Source organism: Chryseobacterium sp. RR2-3-20 (genome assembly GCF_017808115.1).
GTDB classification, from domain to species: Bacteria; Bacteroidota; Bacteroidia; order Flavobacteriales; family Weeksellaceae; genus Chryseobacterium; species Chryseobacterium oryzae.
Genome location: NZ_JADQBD010000008.1, coordinates 42,554 through 65,330, shown reverse-complemented (window position 1 = coordinate 65,330; position 22,777 = coordinate 42,554). Strand labels below are relative to the sequence as shown.

At 33.5% G+C, this 22,777-nt stretch carries 23 protein-coding genes and 1 tRNA gene; 17 read left to right on the top strand and 7 right to left on the bottom strand.

Annotated elements, in window-relative coordinates:
• The first annotated feature begins 77 nt into the window (after positions 1–77).
• Positions 78–767: a zinc metallopeptidase gene (locus IV513_RS03610; RefSeq protein WP_209389155.1), complete on the top strand. Its 690-nt coding sequence runs from the start codon at positions 78–80 to the stop codon at positions 765–767.
• A 71-nt stretch (positions 768–838) separates the two neighbouring features.
• Here IV513_RS03610 and IV513_RS03605 read toward each other — a convergent pair whose 3' ends face one another.
• From IV513_RS03605 to rbfA, 7 genes are all read right to left on the bottom strand, one after another.
• Positions 839–1,444, bottom strand: a complete 606-nt coding sequence (locus tag IV513_RS03605; RefSeq protein ID WP_209389154.1) for a YigZ family protein — start codon at positions 1,442–1,444, stop codon at positions 839–841.
• Between the two features lie 8 nt (positions 1,445–1,452).
• Complete coding sequence (gene ribD / locus IV513_RS03600) at positions 1,453–2,478, bottom strand: bifunctional diaminohydroxyphosphoribosylaminopyrimidine deaminase/5-amino-6-(5-phosphoribosylamino)uracil reductase RibD (protein WP_209389153.1); 1,026 nt, start codon at positions 2,476–2,478, stop codon at positions 1,453–1,455.
• Between the two features lie 62 nt (positions 2,479–2,540).
• Positions 2,541–4,343: a DUF349 domain-containing protein gene (locus IV513_RS03595; RefSeq protein WP_209389152.1), complete on the bottom strand. Its 1,803-nt coding sequence runs from the start codon at positions 4,341–4,343 to the stop codon at positions 2,541–2,543.
• Positions 4,344–4,418: 75 nt separating this feature from the next.
• Entirely contained in the window at positions 4,419–5,156 is a 738-nt protein-coding gene (locus IV513_RS03590) for a shikimate dehydrogenase (protein WP_209389151.1), read from the bottom strand.
• Between the two features lie 70 nt (positions 5,157–5,226).
• On the bottom strand, positions 5,227–6,987 hold the full coding sequence (locus IV513_RS03585) for an endonuclease (RefSeq protein ID WP_209389150.1): 1,761 nt from the start codon (positions 6,985–6,987) through the stop codon (positions 5,227–5,229).
• Between the two features lie 49 nt (positions 6,988–7,036).
• Positions 7,037–8,242 (bottom strand): ABC transporter permease, encoded by a 1,206-nt coding sequence (locus IV513_RS03580; RefSeq protein ID WP_209389149.1) that lies wholly within the window; start codon positions 8,240–8,242, stop codon positions 7,037–7,039.
• Positions 8,243–8,247: 5 nt separating this feature from the next.
• On the bottom strand, positions 8,248–8,607 hold the full coding sequence (gene rbfA / locus IV513_RS03575) for a 30S ribosome-binding factor RbfA (protein ID WP_209389148.1): 360 nt from the start codon (positions 8,605–8,607) through the stop codon (positions 8,248–8,250).
• Positions 8,608–8,688: 81 nt separating this feature from the next.
• Here rbfA and mce point away from each other — a divergent pair, with 81 nt between their 5' ends.
• From mce to IV513_RS03500, 16 genes are all read left to right on the top strand, one after another.
• Entirely contained in the window at positions 8,689–9,087 is a 399-nt protein-coding gene (mce, locus tag IV513_RS03570; RefSeq protein WP_209389147.1) for a methylmalonyl-CoA epimerase, read from the top strand.
• 191 nt (positions 9,088–9,278) lie between these two features.
• A tRNA-Ile gene (locus tag IV513_RS03565) sits at positions 9,279–9,352 on the top strand.
• Positions 9,353–9,469: 117 nt separating this feature from the next.
• The gene (locus tag IV513_RS03560; protein ID WP_209389146.1) at positions 9,470–10,399 is read left to right on the top strand and encodes a hypothetical protein; all 930 of its coding nucleotides are present in this window, start codon (positions 9,470–9,472) and stop codon (positions 10,397–10,399) included.
• Positions 10,400–10,655: 256 nt separating this feature from the next.
• Positions 10,656–11,003 (top strand): helix-turn-helix domain-containing protein, encoded by a 348-nt coding sequence (locus tag IV513_RS03555; RefSeq protein WP_209389145.1) that lies wholly within the window; start codon positions 10,656–10,658, stop codon positions 11,001–11,003.
• A gap of 6 nt (positions 11,004–11,009) precedes the next feature.
• Complete coding sequence (locus IV513_RS03550) at positions 11,010–12,179, top strand: VapE domain-containing protein (protein WP_209389144.1); 1,170 nt, start codon at positions 11,010–11,012, stop codon at positions 12,177–12,179.
• 287 nt (positions 12,180–12,466) lie between these two features.
• Positions 12,467–13,438, top strand: coding sequence for a toprim domain-containing protein (locus IV513_RS03545; protein WP_209389143.1), 972 nt, complete (start codon positions 12,467–12,469; stop codon positions 13,436–13,438).
• 213 nt (positions 13,439–13,651) lie between these two features.
• On the top strand, positions 13,652–14,125 hold the full coding sequence (locus IV513_RS03540) for a special sigma factor (protein ID WP_209389142.1): 474 nt from the start codon (positions 13,652–13,654) through the stop codon (positions 14,123–14,125).
• Entirely contained in the window at positions 14,118–15,029 is a 912-nt protein-coding gene (locus IV513_RS03535; protein ID WP_209389141.1) for a relaxase/mobilization nuclease domain-containing protein, read from the top strand. The genes IV513_RS03540 and IV513_RS03535 overlap by 8 nt, the downstream gene beginning before the upstream one ends.
• A gap of 1 nt (position 15,030) precedes the next feature.
• Positions 15,031–15,630: a hypothetical protein gene (locus IV513_RS03530; protein WP_209389140.1), complete on the top strand. Its 600-nt coding sequence runs from the start codon at positions 15,031–15,033 to the stop codon at positions 15,628–15,630.
• Positions 15,631–16,060: 430 nt separating this feature from the next.
• The gene (locus tag IV513_RS03525; protein WP_209389139.1) at positions 16,061–16,405 is read left to right on the top strand and encodes a hypothetical protein; all 345 of its coding nucleotides are present in this window, start codon (positions 16,061–16,063) and stop codon (positions 16,403–16,405) included.
• Between the two features lie 8 nt (positions 16,406–16,413).
• The gene (locus tag IV513_RS03520; RefSeq protein ID WP_209389138.1) at positions 16,414–17,400 is read left to right on the top strand and encodes a type II toxin-antitoxin system antitoxin SocA domain-containing protein; all 987 of its coding nucleotides are present in this window, start codon (positions 16,414–16,416) and stop codon (positions 17,398–17,400) included.
• Positions 17,401–17,628: 228 nt separating this feature from the next.
• Positions 17,629–17,808 (top strand): hypothetical protein, encoded by a 180-nt coding sequence (locus IV513_RS03515; RefSeq protein ID WP_209389137.1) that lies wholly within the window; start codon positions 17,629–17,631, stop codon positions 17,806–17,808.
• Between the two features lie 19 nt (positions 17,809–17,827).
• Positions 17,828–18,118 carry a multiubiquitin domain-containing protein gene (locus IV513_RS03510; protein WP_209389136.1) on the top strand — a complete coding sequence of 97 codons (291 nt, stop codon included), beginning with the start codon at positions 17,828–17,830 and terminating at the stop codon, positions 18,116–18,118.
• Complete coding sequence (locus tag IV513_RS03505) at positions 18,093–19,268, top strand: ThiF family adenylyltransferase (protein WP_209389135.1); 1,176 nt, start codon at positions 18,093–18,095, stop codon at positions 19,266–19,268. Before IV513_RS03510 ends, IV513_RS03505 begins: the two co-directional genes overlap by 26 nt.
• Entirely contained in the window at positions 19,249–19,593 is a 345-nt protein-coding gene (locus tag IV513_RS16035) for a DUF6527 family protein (protein ID WP_369074862.1), read from the top strand. The genes IV513_RS03505 and IV513_RS16035 overlap by 20 nt, the downstream gene beginning before the upstream one ends.
• A 100-nt stretch (positions 19,594–19,693) precedes the next feature.
• A complete protein-coding gene (locus tag IV513_RS03500) occupies positions 19,694–22,774 on the top strand; it encodes a type I restriction endonuclease subunit R (protein WP_209389134.1) in 3,081 nt (1,026 codons plus the stop codon).
• Positions 22,775–22,777: the final 3 nt, after the last annotated feature.

Below are 22,777 nucleotides of genomic sequence, written 5' to 3'. Positions count from 1 at the left end.
TATAATTAATAATACCCAATGTTTTGGCACAATTTTTATATGAATTCAGTGATTATTAAATTTTAAACTTATAAAAAATGAATGGTTATTATCTTATTATAGGAATTATTATGCTGGCTAGCTGGCTGGTTTCCTCAAGATTAAAATCCAAGTTTGAATACTACTCCAAAGTCCACCTGAGAAACGGAATGTCTGGAAAGGAAGTGGCAGAAAAAATGCTCAGAGACAACAATATAAATGATGTTCAGGTAATTTCTGTTCCCGGACAATTAACCGATCATTACAATCCTGAAGATAAAACAGTAAATCTTTCTGAGGCAGTTTATATGCAGAGAAATGCAGCAGCGGCGGCAGTTGCAGCACATGAATGCGGTCACGCAGTGCAACATGCAGTGGGTTATTCTATGTTACAATTGAGATCTAAACTTGTTCCTGTTGTAAATATCAGTTCCAACTTAATGCAGTTCGTTATTTTTGCAGGAATTGCGGTAATGATTGCAAGTGGAAGCAAATTATTATTAACAATTGGAGTAATTATGTTCGCTGCAACAACCCTATTTGCTTTTATAACACTTCCTGTAGAATATGATGCGAGTGAAAGAGCAATGAAATGGCTAAAAGATACCGGAACAGTTACTTCTGAAGAATTTGTTGGAGTACAAGACAGCTTAAAATGGGCAGCAAGAACTTATGTAGTTGCTGCGATAGGATCATTAGCTCAGTTACTTTACTTTGCCTCTCTATTAATGGGTGGAAGAAGAGATTAAATTAAGACAGATTTTAAAATAAAAAATAACATCTCGGACAAAATGTCTGAGATGTTATTTTATAAATTATTTCAGTTAATAATGATACAATTGGTGTGCTGAATATTGTGTATAGAATCTATAATATCGTCTGTATATTTGGTTTTTATTCTTGCTAAAATAACGGCGTTCTGTTCTGCATCGAAGTTCAACACTTTAGCATCAAACTTTGAGAGTAAGGTAAAAATAATGTTTTGCTGATTGAAGTTGAATGTAATTTCAATCTTTGTTTCGAGTTCTTTTGTAATTATTTCAGCTTCTTCCAAAGTAACTTTTGCTGATTCTTTATATGCTTTTACCAAACCAGAAACTCCCAGTTTTGTGCCTCCATAATACCTCACCACAACAAGAAGAATATTGGTAAGTTCGTTAGCAAGAAGCTGATTGTAAATTGGCAAACCGGCGCTTCCGGAAGGTTCTCCATCATCATTGGCACGGTACAACTCGCCTTTCAAACCCAAACGGAATGCATAACAGTGATGCGTTGCCTTAGGATGCTCTGTTCTCACTTTTTCTAAGGTTTCTTTAAGTTCGGTTTCATCCTGAACCGGGAACGCAAATCCTATAAACTTGCTGCCTTTTTCTTTCAGCAGAATATTTTCAACAGGTTTTTCGATGGTTTGATATTCGTACAACATTCACGCTTCTAATTAGAATTTTTATAAAACTCAATAACATTATCTCTGAAATCCTGCACAAAAGAAGGAGTAAATAAAAATTTCGGAGCCGGAGTTCCATTTTCTAAAGTGAGATTATTATTTCTGATAACCAAAGTCTCGTCCCACAAACCGGCATCTATAAATTGTTGCAAAACAATGCTTCCACCCTCAACAATTACCGATTGAATCTGCATTTCATGAAGTTTATTCAAAAGATTTTGAATAAAATTTTCTCTGCTTATTTTAATAAATGTTACGTGTTTTTCGTGTGATTCTTTTACAGAATTAAACACTAAAGTTTCTGCTTCTTCATTAAAAATATGATAGTTTTCAGGAACTTTCAAATCCATATCAATAAGAATTCTAACAGGATTTCTTCCAACGATTTCTCTTGTAGTAAGACTTGGATTATCCCTCATTGCCGTCATGGTTCCGATAAGAATAGCATGCTCGTTATTTCTAAGCTGATGCACAAACTGTTTGGTAAGAGAATTACTGATCGGAGTGGGCTTAAAATCTTTATCCATAAAATGATCGCCCGACTCCGCCCATTTTAAAATGATAAAAGGACGTTTTTTTTCGTGAAAAGTAAAAAATCTTTTGTTTAAATTGATGCATTGTTGTTCCAAAACTCCCGAAATTACTTCAATTCCTGCATCTTCAATTATTTTTTTTCCTTTCCCGTTTACTTTATCGTGGGAATCTAATGCTCCAATAACCACTTTTTTAAAACCCAACTCAACAATTTTGAGAGCACAAGGTGGAGTTTTCCCAAAATGAGCACATGGCTCTAATGATACATAAATGATAGATTCCGGAATAAGACTTTTGTCTTTTACAGAATTAATAGCATTAATTTCTGCGTGATTTTCTCCTGCTTTTTGATGATATCCCTCTCCTATTATTTTTCCGTTGTGTACAATAACGCTTCCCACCAAAGGGTTTGGATATGTATTTCCGGTAGCTTTCTGTGCCAATTCAATACACCGTCTGATAAAAAATTCGTGCTGCATAAGACCAAAAAAGCGAATACAAATTTCTTTGCTTCGCTTTACATTATTAAAGTTTATTTTTTTTATTCACCAGAAATAATGCTGTGAAGATTTTGTTTTAAAGTTTCAAGATGAGCTTTTTTATCATCAATGGTGTTAAAAGTATCTCTCAAAAGCGGGTTATCTCTCGTTGGTTTATTGAAAAACGCTAAATTATTTTCAAGTTTAACGATTTCAGATTCCAAATCAGCGATTTGATTTTTAATTTTTCTAGCTTTATCCGTTAGCTGATTTTCAGAAAGACCTTCTTCTTTCAGTTCCAGCTCATTAATTTTATTAAGCTTCAGTTTTTCTCTTAGCGTACGGTTAAATTCAGAATTTATTGCCATTTTATCTCTCGGAACTTTCCCTATATTGTTCCAAGAAGTTTTAAGTGCTTCAATTTTCTCTACACTGCCTTCCTCGTCCGAGATTGCTTTAAGTTCTTCAAGAATATCTTTTTTAAGCTTGTAGTTTTCCTTCCAGTTATCGGTAGAAGCACTGCTTTTTTCTCTGTAATTATTAAAAAATGTATTACACGCTTCACGGAATTCATCCCAAATTTTATTGGTCATACTTTTGGGTACGTGACCAATTTTCTTCCAGTCTTCCTGAAGTTTTTTAAACAAACTCACAGCAATATCCCAATCTTCAGACAACATATTGTCTTTAGCAGTTTGGATGAGTTTCAGTTTTTCTTCAAGATTCTGTTGCTGAGAACCTTTAAGAGATTTATAGTAGTTATTTTTAACAGTGTTAAAATTCCTCAATGTCGTTTTAAAATCATTCCAATTCACATTAGAAAGCTTTCTTGGTACACTTCCTGTTTTCAGAAAATCTGTACGGAGAGCTTCAACCTGCTTAATGGCATTTTGCCAATAATTATGATTGGCATTTTCCAGATTCTCTGCAAGCTTTTTTATATTGGCTATAATTTCATTTTTCTTCTCAAGATTAGCATTCTGTTCTGCTTCAATTGTTGCTGAAAGCTCAGTTTTTCTTTCATGAATTTTGTTGGAAATCTCTTTAAATTCATCCCAGGTTTTTTCACGAAATTCTTCTGCAACCGGTTCTGCCTCTTCTTTCCAAAGTTTATGCAAATATTGCAGTTCGTTGAGTGCTTTTTGCACAGCAGGTTCATTTTCAAGCTCTTTAGCACGAGCAATAATATGCTGTCTTTTTTCTAAATTATGGCTGTACTCCTGTTCCAAAAATTCTTTATTCATATCCAACATCTGATAGAACTGGTTCAGATGGTGGAAATAATTGTTATTGAGTATTTTAAATTCGGATTTTGCAACCTGACCTGCATTAGACCATTCTTCTTTAATTTCTCTTATAGATTTAAAAAGATTGGTTCCCGGTTCAGAATTGGTATAAAGATTCTTTAGACGTTCGATAATCCCCTGTCGCTGATCAAGATTTTTTTTCTGCTCTTCTTCTTGATTTTTCTGGAAATGATCGTTCTTTTCCTTAAAAATATTGATTAGCGCGGAAAGTTTGGACTGAGAAGGATGTTCAAAACTGAAATTTTCCGGTGCATTTCCTTCATCTACATATTCATGTTTTTTATCTTCCACCTCATCGTGAATATAATGATTTGCTTTATCCTTCAACGCATTGAACTCCCTAAACCTCTCTCCTGCATCGCTGGAATTGATGATTTTCTCCATTTCCTTTAATGTGTCTGCAAGAGACAATTCTTCGGCAACAACGTGCTGATCTTCATCAGACTGTTGTTCTTCATGATTGTTTTCTTCAGTTTTCTCGATTTTCGCTTCGTTTTCCTGAATTTCTACAGAAGGTCTGTTTTCTTCGTTTTCAGAAAGATTATTTTCTGTTGTCATAGCAAATCTTTTATGATAATGGCTTTAAATTACTTACCCATGATAGCAAGCCACCAATTAAGTTACTAATTTATGTTATTTTTTTTGAAACGACCAAATTTCCCAAGCTTTTTCTGCCTGTTGCTCGAGCATATACAATCCATTAACTGTTTTTGCTCCGTTTTCTGCAGCTTTTATAAGAAATTGCGTACACTCTGGGTTGTAAATTAAATCTATTACCAAATGCTGTTTCGTAAGTGCTTCGAAAGGAAAACGAACACAATCTTCCACATTCGGGAAAGTTCCTACAGGTGTGCAATGAATAATTAATGTATGTTCAGAAACAATATGGGCATCAACATTATCAAAATTCAATTCAGATTTTCTTGAGATTGTTTTAAAAGGAATCTGGCGTTTATTTAAAACATACTTAACCGCTTTAGCAGCTCCGCCATCTCCTAAAATAAGAGCAGATTGATGGTGAGATTTCTGATGGGCAGCCAAAGTTTTTTCGAATCCGAAAGCATCTGTATTATAACCTTTTCTTTTTCCATCTACTATACCAATACAGTTTACAGCTCCTATTTTTTCTGCCTCATCGCTCAGTTCATCAAGATATTGAATAACTTTTTCTTTATACGGAATCGTTACATTCAGCCCAAAAATATTTGTATCGGAGAAAATTCTTTCAATTTCTTCAATTTCCTGTATATCAAAAATATCGTAAGAATATTCTGTAAGGTTCTTTTTTTTAAATTTTTGCTCAAAATAGTTTTTAGAAAAAGAATAGGAAATATTCTTCCCGATCAGCCCTAGTTTATGTTTAGATTCCATGTATCAAAAATAAAAAAAAGACCCATAACAATTGATCTTTTAATGAAATTAAAATGGATGATTTTTAAACTTATTCCACTATAAATTTTGTTGAAAAAGTATCCGTTTTTAAAATATAACTTCCTTTAACAAGTCCGTTTAAGCTGATTTTGCTGGAATCTTTAAAAGGATTGGCAACACTCATCACCAATTTCCCTGAAAGATCGTAAATCTCAGCTTTTGTAATTTTATTTACATTCTCACCTTTTACAAAAATCTCATGGTTTCTCACAGGGTTCGGATAAACTACGAAAACATCTTTGCGAGTAGCTTCAGACGTAGACAATGTACTGCAAGTCCAGTATATATTATCTACAGCAACAGCATTAGAAGTAACAGAGTTGATTAATTTTATAGTGAAATTCCCTGAAACATTAAGATTGTTCAAAGTAGTGGTAATCGGATTTTTACCATAAGGAATACTTCCTACATTTACTCCGTTTATTTCCACAGCAAGACTTCCGGGATTTCCAGAATATTTTTGTTGAGCAGTAACTGTTAAACCCTGAATTCCTCCTGAAATTGAAGAACTTGTAAGATTTCCATTTTTGAAAGTTATTGCCTTATTAGTAATCATCTGATCCGTTCTTGCATTGGTTGCCGTCCAAGAAGCACTACTACCCGTCCAAGATCTTGTACTGTAAGTGGATGAAGCAGCAGGAATATTATCAAAATATTCAGAACCACAAGATCCCACCAAAGTAGTAATAGTTGCAGTATTGCTTTGTGCAGATAAATTTCCTGCAGCATCTTGTGCAATTACGGCAAAACTGTAAACTGTAGATGGATTTAAGTTGACAATAGTAGAAGAATTGGTTGCCGAAGTTGGATAAAGCACTCCATTTACATACACTATATAACCTGATACTCCAACATTATCTGTAGAAGCTGTCCAGTTTAAAACAACCGAATTAGAAGTTATGTTATTTACTGTAAGATTGGTTGGTGAGGTAGGAGCCTGAGTTTCAGTTACAGCAGTATTCCACACAAGATTTGCAAAATTAGGATTGTCAATGTAAGGATTTCTATTGCCCTGAAAAGCATATGTTTTATTATTTCTTTCAATTTCGGTAAGAGAAACAGGATCCTGATTATGCCAAGCTAATAACTGATTGAGTTCCCAAGTTTGCAGTCCTGGATATGCACTATTACCCAGCATATCTCCTGAAGCGAATGAACTTAGCTGATTTTCGTATCTGGTAACAAAATAAAAAATCATCCTTGCGACATCTCCTTTAAATTCATCGATAGGTTCAAATACAGTTTGCGAGTAACCTGCAGAAATGGAATTCCCCCTTTTAGAACCATTTAGAGACTGGTAATTTGGAGTTCCTACAAGTCCGAAAGGAAAATTTCCTCGTTCTGCATTTACTTTACCATCTGTGGCACGTATGAAATGTACGTCAGATTTCATAGGCAGATTCTCACTGAACAAACTTTGAGGTACAATATGCTCTCTATTGTAACAGTCTCCTTCTGCGCTATAACCGTTGCCTCCGCACTGGTCTGTGGTAATTCTATAATTGTAAGAATCAGGATTTGTTGAACTTTCAGAATAAATATCTAAAATTGAGTTGTCTCCCTCGTAGTATTTGTCTCTATCGGTCGTTTGATAGGCCGTCCATAAATCACCGTAAGATATATTGGTTGAATGCCCTGCAGTAATAATATTTTTAAGGTTGGTCTTAAGCGTAGCTCCTGTACCCGTTGCATTATTGTAATACCCTGTAGGAATTTGGGCAGAAACACTCACAGAAAACACCGCGATTAAAGAATAAAAAATTTGCTTCATTTTTTTGAATTGGACGGCAAATTTACAAATATTCTTAATCTATAATGTATTAATTTTTAGTAATATAATTTTTACTTATTTTGGAGAAAAACCAAGAAATTAAAACACCAAACAACGCCGCAATAGCAGAAACAATAAGGTAATTTTCACCAACAATCTTCACCGGGAAAGGAAGATCTTCAACCGCTTTGAACAATTCTGTGTATAGCTGAAAATAACACAACGCTGTTCCTAACAACAAACCGGACAAAATCCCCAAAACAACAATAAGAATTCCTGTATAGAAATAAGTCATCCTAAGATGCTTTAAGGGGAATCCTAGAGAAATTAACGATTTTGCCTGCTGTTTTTTATCAAGCTGAAGAATAATAATTGCTCCGGCAAGATTAAACGTTGTTATGAAAATAACCAAAGCAAAAATAAGATATATAAACAGCTTTTCGGTATTAATCATTTTCCAGAAAGCTGCATTTTCTTCTTCTTTTGTTTTTATTTCAATATTACCACCAATTTCTTTTTGCAGTTTTTCCTTTTCAGAATCTGCATTTTCTGGATTTTTAAGTTTTATTACAATTTGGTAGGCAGAATTTTTGGGAAGGTTAAGAAGTTCCTCGGCTAATTCAATCGGTGCTATTACATAATTATTCAATTGTTCATTACCCGGAAAAATCCCTGTAACGATAATATCTCTTTTATTATAAATATCTTCTTCTTTATTAATAATTCCCGTTCCCGATTTAGGCATAAAAATAGTAGCAAAATCTCTGTCCGAATCCACAGGTATTCCCAATCTTATCTTTAGAGAATGCTCCATAATTACCTCGTTTTTATACTCAAAAGACGGATAATTACCAAAAAAAATAGTTTTATTAACTGGATTTACTTTTGTATAAGAAGAATCTACCCCGCGCAAAAAAGCAATATCTCCTTTTCCATTAAAGTTTACGTAAACTTTCTCCTCAATTACGCGTGAAAAATCTGAAATTTCTTTATCCTTTTTTAAAATTTCATTTATTCTCTGGAAATTTTTAATGGTTTTACCAGAAGTGCTTTTTACAGTAAGATCTGCATGGAGGTTAGATATAAGAGTTTTATTGAAATCTTCCAGTCCGGAAAACACCGAAATAATAACAAACATTGCAGCCACCGCAACACTCATTGCCACAGCTGCAAGCCATGTAATAAAAGTTACAGCCGTACTCCCCTTTTTAGACAAGAGGTAACGGGATGCTATATAAAACGCAATGTTTTTCAAAATGATTATAAAACAGGATTATCGCCTTCTCCTCTCAGTTCTCTTTCGATTTTTTCCACATCATCCAGTGTTGTATCTAGATAGAAGTTTAATTGAGGAATAATACGCACTTGCTTCGCCATTTTCTTTCCGATAAAGTTTCTGTATTGTGCTTTATTCTCTTCGATTTCTTTCATTACAGCTTGTCGAAATTCCTGAGGAAAAATACTAAGATAGATTTTAGCAATACCAAGATCGGGCGTTACTTTAACATCCGAAACAGAAACAAGAATACTTTGTTTACTTTCTGATGCCTGTTTGCGGAAAAGTTCTGCGAAATCTTCCTGAATAATCTGTGATACTTTTCTTTGTCTGTTACTTTCCATAATTCATGCAAATTTAGTATTTTTGTTTGAATTGCTAACTTGAAAATTTGGCTTAATAACCAAATAAACTATTATTGATATATGAAACTAGAACATATTGGTATTGCGGTAAAATCTTTAGGCGTTTCAGACGAACTATTCGCTAAGCTATTGGGAAAAGAACACTATAAAAAAGAATCTGTAGAAAGAGAAGGGGTTATCACTTCATTCTATGAAGTTGGCGAAAGCAAAATTGAACTCTTGGAAGCCAGTAAAGAAGAAAGTGCAATTTCAAAATTTATAGATAAGAAAGGAGAAGGCATCCATCATTTGGCATTTGGAGTAGTAAATATCCTAGAAGAAGTAGAAAGATTAAAAAAAGAAGGATTTATTTTTATCTCCGAAGAACCTAAAGAAGGCGCTGATAACAAATTAGTTGTCTTTCTACATCCTAAATCTACAAATGGAGTTTTGGTAGAACTATGTCAAGAAAAACCTTAAAAAGTTTTGCAGATAAAGAAATTTTACTATTTTTGCAATCACAAAATTTAACCAAATTTTGAGGTCCTATAGCTCAGTTGGTTAGAGCACCTGACTCATAATCAGTAGCCCGAAGCCATTTTGAAGGGAAAAACGAGGTTGAAAAAAGTGGAAACAAATTTTTAGAATTTTTTAGATATAAAAATTCATAAGGCCCTATAACTCAGTTGGTTAGAGTAGATGACTCATAATCATCAAGTCCTTGGTTCGAGCCCAAGTGGGGCCACTTTTTAAGGGATTTTGCAGCAATGTAAAATCCCTTCTTTTTTATTTTGACGAACATTTGACGAACATTTGAATTTTATTTCTCCATATATTAGCATTATAATACTTTAGTAAAAAAATGGACACCTTCTATATAGCGGTATATTTAATTGTGTTATTGCTCACAATATTTTTTCCACTTTATCTCGCAGGAAGGGTTTGGTTCGCTTTTAGTCCATTTGTAATCAACTACTACTCTTCTGAACAGAAAAATTGGTATAATGACTGGAATACCAACCGATTTATAATAGTACTATGTTTATTTCTCATTTCATCTGTACTTTCTTTATTTTGGGGATTATCAATTTTAGAGAAAATCAAAGAAGCTCAAATCGATTTTACGTCAATTCTTTTTTACACTTTATTACAAATACTATGTTTCGTTCTTTTGGAAGGAAAAATGGATCATTCATTCAAGCCATTCGCCGCTTATAGAAAATTTCGTGAAAATAAATATGATGAGCGTTTTGTTTTTGCAAAGCAAGTTAGAACTGATGATGCTATTCTCCTTCATTCTGAAGAAATAAAAAAAGAGATTCAAATTTCAAAGCAAAGTTTATCTCAAGAAATCCTGCAACAAAAAAATGTAAGTGAAGAAATTCATCAATTGGCGACCGAAAACAATCAACTGTTAAAAACTTCAGATTTCGATTTTGAAATTCGGAATAACGCCAATTTGATTTTGGCAGATGTGATGGAAGATTATTTTATCAGTAAAGATTCTGAGGAGATCCTTTCAGATTTTTTGCTTAAAAAAAGAAAAAGTGGTAAAATAATCTTTACAAAAACTGCAAGAAATGGCGTGAGCGTTCAACCAATTTTGGACTTCTTTTCAAAATATACAGATTTGATTGAAAAGTGCAAGAACAAAGAAATTAATGAGGAAGAAACAACTACTCAATCTGAAGCCATAAAAATCATCAATGAAATTGTTTTGGCAAACGATAAGCACGGAATGCCGAAAAAAGACCCCATAGATCCGAAGAATTTCTCAAAATACCTTTCTTAGGTCACTTTTTTGTTGAAAATTTCATCAAAATTCATTCGAACTCAAAAATTTTTCAAAAATTATTTTACTGATTATCAGCTTTATAAACACGATATTTTTTCGTGTTCACTTCAAACCATTCTAAAACATCATAAAGAATAAATTGCTCGTACAAGTTCAATTATTTATTATACTTTATTTTACAAAAAACTTTTTTAGTCGCTTTTAGGTGGTATTTTCATCCTAGAATATCTTGGTCACAACAAAATTCAACAACATGAATGACCAAGAAAGATTACAGTTAATTGAAACCCAAGTTTCAGTTCTAGTAAATTCCCAAAAGGAATTTACATCGAAAGCACTACAGCTTCTAGCTCTTAGTGCAAAAACCATTTATTCTAAAGAAGAAGCAGCATTGTTTCTAAATCTTGACCCCGATTATCTCTATCAATTGAAGTTTCACGGAAAGTTGAAAGCTTACAAAAAGAAAGGGCAAAAGAAAATTTATTTCCGAAAAGAAGATTTGGAAGAGTATCTCATTTCCAACAGCTCATCAGATGATGTTGAAGATAGTAATGACTACGATGATTTTGAGGGGGATATTTTAGAAAAATGGAAAAAGTAATTGGTTATGAATTCGGAAGAAGAACTCTATCAAAGCAGTAAAGGTTCGGTCACGGTTTTCGACAAAATTATCAAGTACATCGGGAAGAAATACCAACTCCGTTTCAACGAAATCGCCTTGGAATTCGAGATAAAAACTGAGAATGGTGATTGGACAGAGCTGAACTTGAACTCTCTGTACATCGAACTTACACAGGCGGGAATCAACATTGCCTTCAACAAACTTGAAATATTGATGCGAAGCCATTTGATTTCGATATTCAATCCATTCGAGAACTATTTTCAAAACCTTGAAAAATGGGATGGTGAAAACCATATCCAAAGATTGACAAGTTTTGTCAAGACCACTGATGCAGAACCTTTCCAAATCCATTTTGAAAAATGGTTGACAAGATCTGTCTTGTGTGCATTGAAAAAAGGATACATCAACAAACAATGCTTCGTGTTCTACAATACCAAGCAAAACAGTGGAAAAACAAGTTTTTTAAGATTCCTGATTCCGCCAAGTTTGGAGAAATATTACACCGAAGATATTGGTGTGGATAAAGACGGACTCATTGCGCTCTGCAAAAACTTCATCATCAATATCGATGAACTTTCGGTGATGTCCAAAACGGACGTCAATATTTTGAAGGCATTTATTTCCAAAAACACGGTAAATGCAAGATTGCCTTACGACAGAAAATCGTCATTGATGTACAGAACCTCGTCATTCTGTGGTTCTACAAACCGCTCCGATTTCTTGACCGATGAAACAGGAAGCGTGAGATGGATCATTTTTGAGGTATTGGAAATTGATTTTGGATACTCAAAGAAAATCAACATCAACCAAGTTTGGGCTCAAGCGTATCACAATGCTTTTGAAAGGAAAAATTACAATCCCGAACTCACTGTAGAAGACCTTGTCGAAAATGAAAAACGAAACGAGAAATTCAAGCAAATCACACTTGAGCAGGAAATCCTCATTTCCCATTTTGAAAAATCGGAAAACAAAAACGACTTTCTCACCGCAACGGAGATTATGCTCGCAATGAGTAATGCTTTGGGAGTGAGAATGAACAATGTGAAAATTGGGAAAGCATTAACCGCCTTAAACTTTGAAAGGATAAAGCATTCCAAAAAGCAGGTTTATGGCTATTTAATCAAAAGAAAAATTGAGGACGAAAAAAATGAATAAAAAATAATTAAAAATCCTCCTACCTAATTACCTGCTTACCAAAAATCCCTTGAAACCATTATGAATAGACATTTTTATAAGAGGTAAGAATAGATGTTTAGACTTACCTAAAGTTACCTATTAATAGAATTTAGAAATAAAAAATACAGGTAGAAAGGTAAGTCAAGGTAAGTCAACCAAATCACTCTTAACACTTTCTGCAAAAGGCTTAGGTAAGAAGGTCGGTAAAAACACCAAAAAACTTTATAAAACAAAACACAAAACGCACAACACAAAAACCCAAAATTATGAATTGTAAACAGGCAAACGAAAATATCAGCATCAGGGAAATCTTGGAGAGCTTTTCTCTTTTCCCGAGCAAAGACAACCGAAGAACCGCTTTTTATCTTGCCTTTGACCGAGAAGAAAAAACGCCAAGTCTTTCGGTGAATTATGAAAAGAACACTGCTTTCGATTTTGGGACAGGAATGAAATACGATAATGTTTCCTTGGTTCAAGGAATTAAGAAATGCTCAGTTTCCGAAGCATTGGAATATCTGAAAAGATTTGATTATTCAATTCCGAATAAGCAGATAATTGAAACTGATAATTTCAAACCAAAATCAGTTTACGAGATTTTAGAAATCAAGGAAGTAGAACATCCAAGTTTGATTGAATATCTAAAATCCCGAAAACTCAATTCCCTGAAATCCGAACTCAAAGAAATTCATTACGAACTCAACGGAAAAAAGTATTTCGGTTTGGGATTCAAAAATGATTCTGACGGATATGAAATCAGGAATCCATACATCAAACTTTGTCTTGGTAAAAAAGACCTCACTTCAGTGAAAAATCAATCCCAAACTTTAAGGATTTTTGAAGGATTTGCAGATTATCTATCGTTCAAAATTTTGGAAAAATCACTCGAAAAAGAACCTTCGGATTACCTCATTTTAAATTCCGTCACTATGATTTCAAAGGTCAAAAATCAACTCGAAAATTATCAAAATGTTGAACTCTTTTTGGACAATGACAGGACGGGAGATTCTGTAACCGAGATTCTAAAAAAGCAAAATCCCAATGTTTCAGATGAGCGGATATTATTCAAAAATCACAAAGACTTAAATGAGTTTTTAATCAGTGGAAACCTGCGTAAAATACATACAGGTGGGATGATCAAAATAGATACAGGTATTGAAGAAACAGACCTGCGTAAAATAGATGCAGGTATCGAAAATGAAGAGTTGCGTAAAATAACTACACGTAAAATCGGCAGATAGTTAGTGCAAAAAGTACCCAATGTTTACAATAAGCGTATCCGCTCATCGTAAAATTGGAACATTTTGGTTTTCTCCTATCGTCGAAAACATTAAAACAGAACGTTGATTTAGAAAAAATTTCAAAGAAAATTTCAATAAAAAATCAGACAAAATTCAAAAAAAATTAACTGCAAAAAATAGAAATTTTTGCTTCAGAAAAGAAAAAAATATCAAATGGAAAACGATCAATTAAGACAATTTGTACAGCAAATTTCAAGGGAACAGGAAAAGAAAATTGCACAAGAAAAACGAAGAAATTACTTCAAAGAAATTGGCAGAAAAGGAGGTTTGAAAAAGAAGACTTCTAACCTATTTACGAGAGTCGTTTCGACGAGAATTACTGAAAAGGAATATGAAGAAATTGAAAAAATAGCAAAACGATTTAAACTATCAGTTTCAAAATATTTTCGATTCCTGATTACCGAAAAAGAACTCAGAATTAATGAATTTAAGGAAGATGAAACATTACTCAGTTATGGAAATAATTTCATCAGAATCAAGAATTTATTGAGACATCGGGAGTTTTCACAACTCGATCATACCAAAGTGATTTTAAGAGAGGTTGAAATTGTCACGAAACTGATTTACGAATATCTCTACAATAAAATGAACACGAGAACAGAAGAGAACTTGCAAGAAGATGAATAACAGTGCCACCACAAGAAGAATTTCCAAAATCGCTGTGGAATACAATGGAAACGACAAAGGAACTGCGGAAATGATTTACAGCAATAATCTTTTGAGCGAGGATCCCGAAATGCAGTTCAAAGAAATGAAAGTCGTCGCCAACCGAAACAAAAATGTAAAAAATTGGGCATTGACGGGATATATCTCTCCTGAAAAATCGGTTGCTGATAAACTGACGAATGAAGAACTGACCGATTTAGCCTTAAAGTCATTAAGAAAAGTTGGAGTTACAGACAACAATCAAATTCGTTTGGATATTCATTCTTCCACGAAGCAAAAACACATTCATTTCATCCTAAATCGAGTGAATACTTTTGGTGAAAACACGATTACCGCACACAAAATCGGAGAGAATTTTGGTAAGGCAGTCCGTGACGTTTGTCAGGAACTGAATCTGAAAACCGACATTGAGATTGGAAAAGAGAAGAAACAGATGATGTATTATGCTTTGACAAACTCATTGAAATACGCCAAAAACTTCGATGACCTAGTAATGAAAATGCATCTGAAAGGTTATCGAGTGACACTTTCTCAAAATGTGAAGGATGGGATTTCGGGAATGAGAATTGTGCGTTACGAGGACATCAACCACCAAACCGAGCGACAATACAAGCCCGGCTATAAACTTTCAGAAATTACCAACAAACTGAAAATTGCGGATATCAAAACGACTTTGAACTCCAACCTTGAGAGAGCTGAACATATACAAACCTTACTCGGACAAGTGAGGGAAAGTGAAGAAACGGAAATTTCTAAAGCCAATATTTCCAAAGAGATTGGAAAAACGGTTGATGAATTTTTGAAACCAACTTACACCACTCCGGACGACGAATTATTAAAACGAAAAAAACGAAAATTTAGATAAAATGGAAAATAAAAAGACAACACCAAACGAACCACAAAACGATATTTATGAACTGCTGAGAAAGGTGGTTGAAACGAATGAAGAAAACATAAAATCCACGAAACAAACTGAATCCGTTCATTTAGAAGCACGTAATTTTTATCAATCTGCACAAAATGCGATTATTGGTTCAACCAATATGATGCAGAAAGCGATTCAATTTGTTAGAAAGGAACTCGATTATATTTGGGATTACAAAACTTCAATTCCTGAAAGCATTCCTGCGCATTTGTCGGAAACCACGGTCAATTTTTTTGAAAAAATTGAAAAACACATCAAATTTATTTTTCCAGGAAGCATCGGTATTTTGTCTTTGGCAGCGATAATCTTGTTCGGGACTGGACATTTTGCTTTCAAATGGTACTCCGAAAGCATCCGCGCCAAAAGTGAAATTCGGCAAGATATTTTGGATGAAATCAAGAGAGATGGAAAAGCGATTTTCGAAATTAAAGACTACGACCAATTGAAGTACAATACAGATTTAATGAACAAATGGATGAAGAAGAATCCGAAAGATGGCGAACGGTTTATGAAATTTAAGGAGGGGTTTGAGAGTAAGTAGTCAGCAAATTTGAAAATGTCCAGTTTTTTGATTAATTAACTGGACATTTTTGTTAATAATTGTCACAGTCCATTCCGCTAACTAATCTTAAGCAAGTTAGATGGACTGAGGATATATAGTGCTAATTTTTTTTTCACATTTCCGGTTTTTGAGCGAATAGTGAAAGGGAAATTTTCCTCCACAAAATGGTTGTTCAAGATTTACATATCACAGAAATTTTATTGTGGAAAAGTTTTGATCTATGGATTAGTGATATTAGAAGCAACGTGCTTACTTTTGTTATTGTGAATTTATGGTTTTTTTGACGTTGAAGACAAGGGGTAAATTCATTAGAAATAGTGATATTCAACTTTAAAGTGGCAATTTTATATTAAAAATTAAATTTTTACCACTTTATATTTATTTTAGCATTATATTTGCATCAAGAAAAATGAAGTCAACCACCAAAGATGAGGTTAAGAAGTTCTTACAAGAACTACAGGCTGTCCTTTCAACGGGTAATTTGCTTTTTATTAGCAGAGGAGTAAACATACAAACTCTGGTTGATTTGGAGATTACACCAAAACAAAGAGAAGAATATATCAGAAAAATTGTTTTGGAAGATTATTCCGAAGGTCCACTTAAAAATGATCAGTTTGGTGATGAACCAATGTGGGTCTTTGGTAAAATAATTAATGCAAAGGAAATATACATTAAAGTTACAATCTCAGCGTTGGACGTTATATGTATCTCTTTCCATACCTCACAGTATCCTATGAATTATCCATTTAAGTGAGAAATTTTATGAAAAGTCCTATTACGGGAAAAGAAATGAAACTTGTAAGTGAGATGCAAACTGTAAGTTTTAAAAAACAAGATGTTGAATACGCTCACCGTGCATATTTATGTGACGAATCAGGTGAAATGTTTACAACTACAGAATTGGATGAGTTGAATTTAAAACAGATTCAAAACGTTTACAGAGAAATGAATAACATTCCATTTCCTGATGAAATTAAAGATTTGAGAGCGAAGTATGGTATTTCTGCTTTAAAAATGAGTGAATTATTTGGTTTTGGTCCTAATCAATATACTTTATATGAGAATGGTGATATTCCAAGTTTATCTAATGCAAAAGCTATTTCTTTGGCCTTAGATCCTATTGTTTTTAGGAGAATGCTGGAGGAGAATGATGGCATGTTTAAAGAAAAGGAATTTTTCAAACTTTTGAACATAGCGAATGAATCTATCCATAATCATTCTTGGGATTTTTTGGAAGATTATTTATTAGGTGATAGCAAACCCGATAGTTATTCTGGTTTCACAGTTCCGAACTATGAGAAGCTGGCTAATATGGTAGTTTTTTTTGCGGAGCAAATAAACCCTTTTAAAACGGAACTAAATAAAGATTTGTTTTATGCGGATTTTTCTCATTTTAAAAAATATGGTAATTCAATTTCGGGTTGTCGGTATGCAGCAATACCTAAAGGTCCTGTACCAGATAGATTTAGTAGTCTTTTTGAAAAAATGGTAGAAGATAAATATATCAGGATTGAAACTAAATATTTTTATGGATATGAAGGGGAGAAATTTTTCCCATTAAAAGAATTTAATAAGGATGTTTTTACTGAAAGCGAATTGCAGACATTACATGCAGTTAGCTCTTTTCTGAAAAATAAAACCACAAAACAAATAGTTGACTTAAGTCATGAGGAAAATGGTTGGATTGAAAATGAGAAGAGTTGTGCTTTGATTGACTATAAATATGCAATAGATTTAAAATTATTTTAAGATAATGTAGACAAAGAATAGTAAATAACAAAACCGATAAGTTGGCGCTTATCGGTCGAGTTTAGAGGAGTTTTTTCATTGCGTGAATTTTTAGCAGGGCTTGTCACCCTGGCTACCTCTCTGTTTTGTTGTACAAATGTAATACATTTTACATAATTCACAACACCCGCCCGGGAAAAGGTGTGCATCCTGTTCTAATTGAGCACCAAATAAATACAATTTAAAATTATGGCAGTAAACAAGCCAATAGGTGATAACAGCAGAATTGGTGCTGTCCGCCAAAGAAGTCAAGTGTTTAATCCCAAAACCAGCCAATGGGTGAAGAGAGACACTACAACAGGAAGGTTTTTGGATGTAAATCAAAACGGGAAGCCTCACAAGGGTGTGAGAAAAGAAAATAATAATTAATTTAAAAAAAATTGAACCAGTGGAAATTAATAAGAAACCAGAAAAAGACCAAAGCAATGGTCAAGAAAATAGCCATAACAATATGATTTTTGTTAATGGTAGAGAGTTTAATTGGAGGGATAAGGAAATCAGTTTTGTTCAGGTAATAGAATTAGCTTTCGGATCTTATGACACTTCTCCAAGTGCCGCTTACACAATGGCATTTAAAAGAGGACGAGGCAATAAACCAGAAGGTGTATTGACGTACGGTGAATCAGTTAAAGTTAAAGACAAAATGATATTTAATGTCACAAGAACTGATAAATCATAGTCCCGACCTTCGTCAATTAATTGACGAAGGTTATCATTTGGAATTTAAGAGTGGACATTTACTTGTCCACCACATTCCTTATGTCAATAGTCTAACCGAGATAAAAATGGGAACATTAGTTTCTACTTTAAGTTTGAAAGGAAATAGTACCGCAATGCCAGAAACGCATGTAATGCATTTTATTGGTGAACCTCCATGTAATAAAGATGGTTCATTATTGATTTCAATAAGTCATTCTGAATCCGCTCAAAACTTTGGAAATGGTTTAATAATTAGCAGGTCATTTTCCAACAAACCGGCGAATGGCTATACAAACTATTATGAAAAGTTTAGAAGGTATGCCGAAATAATCTCTGCGCCGGCGAAATCTTTAGATCCAGGTGTAACTGAAAAACCTTATTTTCCTATAATTGCGGAAAATGTAGATTCTGTTTTTCAATATGAAGATACTAACTCAAGCAGGGCAAATATTGGTTTTATGAAAGAAAAATTCAAAAATCATAAAGTGGGGATAATAGGCTTGGGGGGAACCGGTGCATATATTTTAGATTTAGTTGCTAAGACTTCTGTAAAAGAAATTCGTTTATTTGATAATGATGTATTCTCAACTCATAATGCGTTTCGCTCTCCAGGTGCTGCTTCAGATAAAGAGTTGTGTGCGGAGTTGCCTAAAGTTGATTATTATGCTGAAAAGTATTCAAACATGCATAAGTACATTGTACCAAATAAAACGTTCTTGTATGAAGATAACATTAAGGTGCTTAATGATTTAGATTTTATTTTTCTCGCAATTGATCGAAACTCTTCAAGAAAAATTATTGCAGAATATCTTTTTAAAAATAAGATTCCATTTGTAGATGTTGGACTGGGTGTTAATTTGGTTGATAACAAATTAACTGGTGTGGTGCGGATGAGTTCTTTTTTTAATGATTATGACATTGAATTGAAAGATAGATTGCCATTTGATGAAACACAAGAAAATATGTATAATTCTAATATTCAAATTGCGGAATTAAATTCAATTAATGCTGCTTTTGCGGTTATTAAATGGAAGAAATTTATTGGTTTTTATCAAGATTTAAATTATGAAAATCATTCGTTGTATTGTCTAAATGTAAATCAGCTGACAGATGAAAAAGCTTACGCATAATTTTGTAGAGTACATTCCTAATCATTTAGATGAAGGTGTTCTTTACATTTCGTTAGAGTTTGGAACAGCTGTGCACTTTTGCATCTGCGGTTGTAAAAATGAAGTAGTGACACCTTTCTCTCCAACCGATTGGAAATTGATTTTCGAAGGAGATTATATTTCATTGTCACCTTCAATTGGAAATTGGAGCTTCAAATGTAGATCTCATTATTGGATTTATAGAAACAAAATTATCAAATGTCGCCGATGGTCAGATAAAGAAATCAAAGAGAATCGAAAGTTGGATAAAAAACGGAAATTAAACTATTTTAAGAAGCATCGGTGAGGTGCTTCTTTTTTTTAGTACCTCTTGAATTCTATTAATTAAATTTCCTCATGAGCAAAATTTTATCTATTTTTAAAAATTACATTTTTTAAAGTAAACTATGTCTTTTAACGAAGATTCTCGCGTGAAAATACCCTCCATTTTGCATTTGTGTAGATTGGGTTACAAGTATATACCACGAAAGCAACAAGTCAGAATTGAGGAAAATAATATTTTTCCTGATATATTTTTTGATAGTATTAGGAAAATAAATCCTGGATTGAATGAATCAGAGGCTCATAAGCTATTACAGGATATTTCGCTTAAGTTGAAGTATGATGATTTGGGAAGGGATTTTTACAAACAGCTAGTCAATACTTCAGGAATTAAGTTAATTGATTTCGAAAATTTTTCAAACAACAGCTTTCATGTTACAACGGAACTCACTTGTAAGAATGGTGATGAGGAATTTCGTCCCGATATAACGATTCTTGTTAATGGAATGCCATTGGCTTTCATCGAAGTTAAAAAACCGCACAATCGGCAAGGTGTAATTGATGAGAGAAATCGCATCAATAAAAGGTTCGCTCTTAAAGCATTCAAAACCTTTACGAATATTACGCAACTTATGATCTTCAGTAATAACATGGATTATGAGGACGGAGTTGTTGATCCTGTAATGGGTGCATATTATGCAACTCCTGCATTAGAAGGTGTTCATTTCAATTATTTCAGGGAAGAGGAAAATCTGGATTTAAACAAGATTTTGAAATCTGAAGATCAAGATTTAGAAAATTTGGTTCTGAAGGATAACAATATCGTTGCAATAAAGCACACGGACGAGTTTATCACGAATAAGGATTACAATAAGCCAACAAATAGAATTATCACATCGCTTCTTTCAAAGGATCGACTTGCTTTTCTCTTGCGTTACGCCATTACTTATGTGGAAAATACATTTGATGGAAAAATTGAAATCCAAAAACACATCATGCGCTATCCGCAGTTTTTCGCCACTAGGGCAATTGAAAGAAAACTTAAAGAAGGAACTAAAAAAGGAATTATTTGGCATACTCAAGGAAGTGGGAAAACTGCATTAGCATTTTTTAATGTGAAGTTCGTTACAGATTATTTTCAGAAAAAAAATACAATTGCTAAGTTCTATTTTATTGTTGATAGATTGGATTTAGCAATTCAGGCAAGAAATGAATTCCGTTCTCGTGGGCTTATTGTGAAAATGGTTAATTCCCGTTCAGAATTTGCAAGGGATATGAAATCGGTAAATGCCGTGCAAAACAATTCTGGGGAATTGGAAATTTCCGTAGTTAATATTCAGAAATTTACCGAAGATAGTGCTGTTAATGAAAAAATTGATTATGATCTAAATATACAGCGCATTTATTTTATTGATGAAGCGCACCGAAGTTATAATCCAAAAGGAAGTTATCTGATAAATCTTCTAAAATCTGATGAATCAGCCATAAAAATTGCATTGACTGGAACACCTTTGCTTCGTGAAGTTGCAAAAGAGTACGATTCGAAGGCACTTTTTGGAGATTACATCCATAAATATTATTACAATTCTTCTATTGCAGATGGCTACACTTTGCGGTTGATTCGGGAAGCGATTAGCACGCATTACAGTATGCAGATGAAGGATATTATGGACCAAATCAAAATTCAAAAAGGTGATATTTCAAAAAGCGACATTTTTGCACATCCGAAGTTTGTAGAACCTATGCTGAAGTATATTGTTGATGATCTAAAAAATTTCAGAGATAATTTTCAAGATATTTCGCTCGGAGGGATGGTTGTTTGCGATACTTCCGCGCAAGCGAAGGAACTTTTCAGACATTTTGAATATCAATTTGGTGAACAGGAAATAGACGCTTCAAGACTTGTTGCAGAAGAACGCGCTCCTTATAGTAAGATAAAAGACCGAAAACTTAAAGCGGCACTAATTCTACACGACGAAAACGATAAAGAAATTCGAAAAGATTTGATCACCGCATTTAAGCAAGGAAAAATTGATTTGCTTTTCGTTTACAATATGCTATTGACGGGTTTTGATGCGAAGAGATTGAAAAAATTATATCTCGCAAGAGTTGTAAAAAATCACAATCTTTTACAGACATTGACACGTGTTAATAGACCTTATAAGAATTATCGATTTGGACATGTTGTTGATTTCGCAGATATTACAAAGGAGTTTAAGGAAACGAACCAACAATATTTTGAAGAACTGCAGGAAGAACTTGGTGACGAAATGAAAAATTACAGCGATCTCTTCAAATCAAGAGAAGAAATCGAAAAAGATATTTCGGAAATTAAGGAGAAACTTTTTCTGTATGACACGAAAAATATTGAAAATTTTTCTACACAAATTGGTGAGATTAAAGACAAGAAAAAACTTGTCGAACTTATTAAACTTTTGACCAATGTAAGGGAACTTCGCAACATTATTCGTTTTCAGGATTTGAATGACATGTTACATTCTCTAGATTTCCACAAAATGAATTTGATGTTAGGAGAAGTGCAGCGCAAATTGGATATGATGAATTTCATTGATGATCTTAACTCAGATTCCGATACATCAAATTTGCTCAATGTAGCATTGGAGGACATCTATTTCGACTTCAAAAAAATATCGGAAGAAGAAATGATACTCGCTGATCAATTACGTGATCAATTAAGAAAAACTAGAGAAGAACTGCGACGTAATTTTGATCAAACCGCTCCCGAATTTGTTTCATTGAGAGAAGAATTGGAAAGGATTTTTAAAAATAAAAATCTAGACGAAGTTTCGCAGGAAGATATGCGTGATAATATCGTAATTTTGAGCCGAATTTATGATGAAGTAAAAGAAATGAATCGCTACAACGCAGCTCTTAAAGATAAATATGATTCCGACGAAAAGTATGCAAGAATCCATAAAAGACTGATGGAATCAAAAGGGATTTCAGAAAAAGAATCTAAAGTTCACGATGCTTTGATGGAAACGAAAAATAAAATCGATAGCATTTTTCTAAACAATGTGAACCTTTTCCAAAATGACGAATACTTTAAAGATGAAGTAATGAGCATTGTGGTGAATCAATTTATCGATACGCAAAAATTAAACCTTGATTTCGATACTACTTCAAAGATCAACCATCTCATTGTAAACGAGTATTTACATCAATACAACTATAACTACGCCTAAACT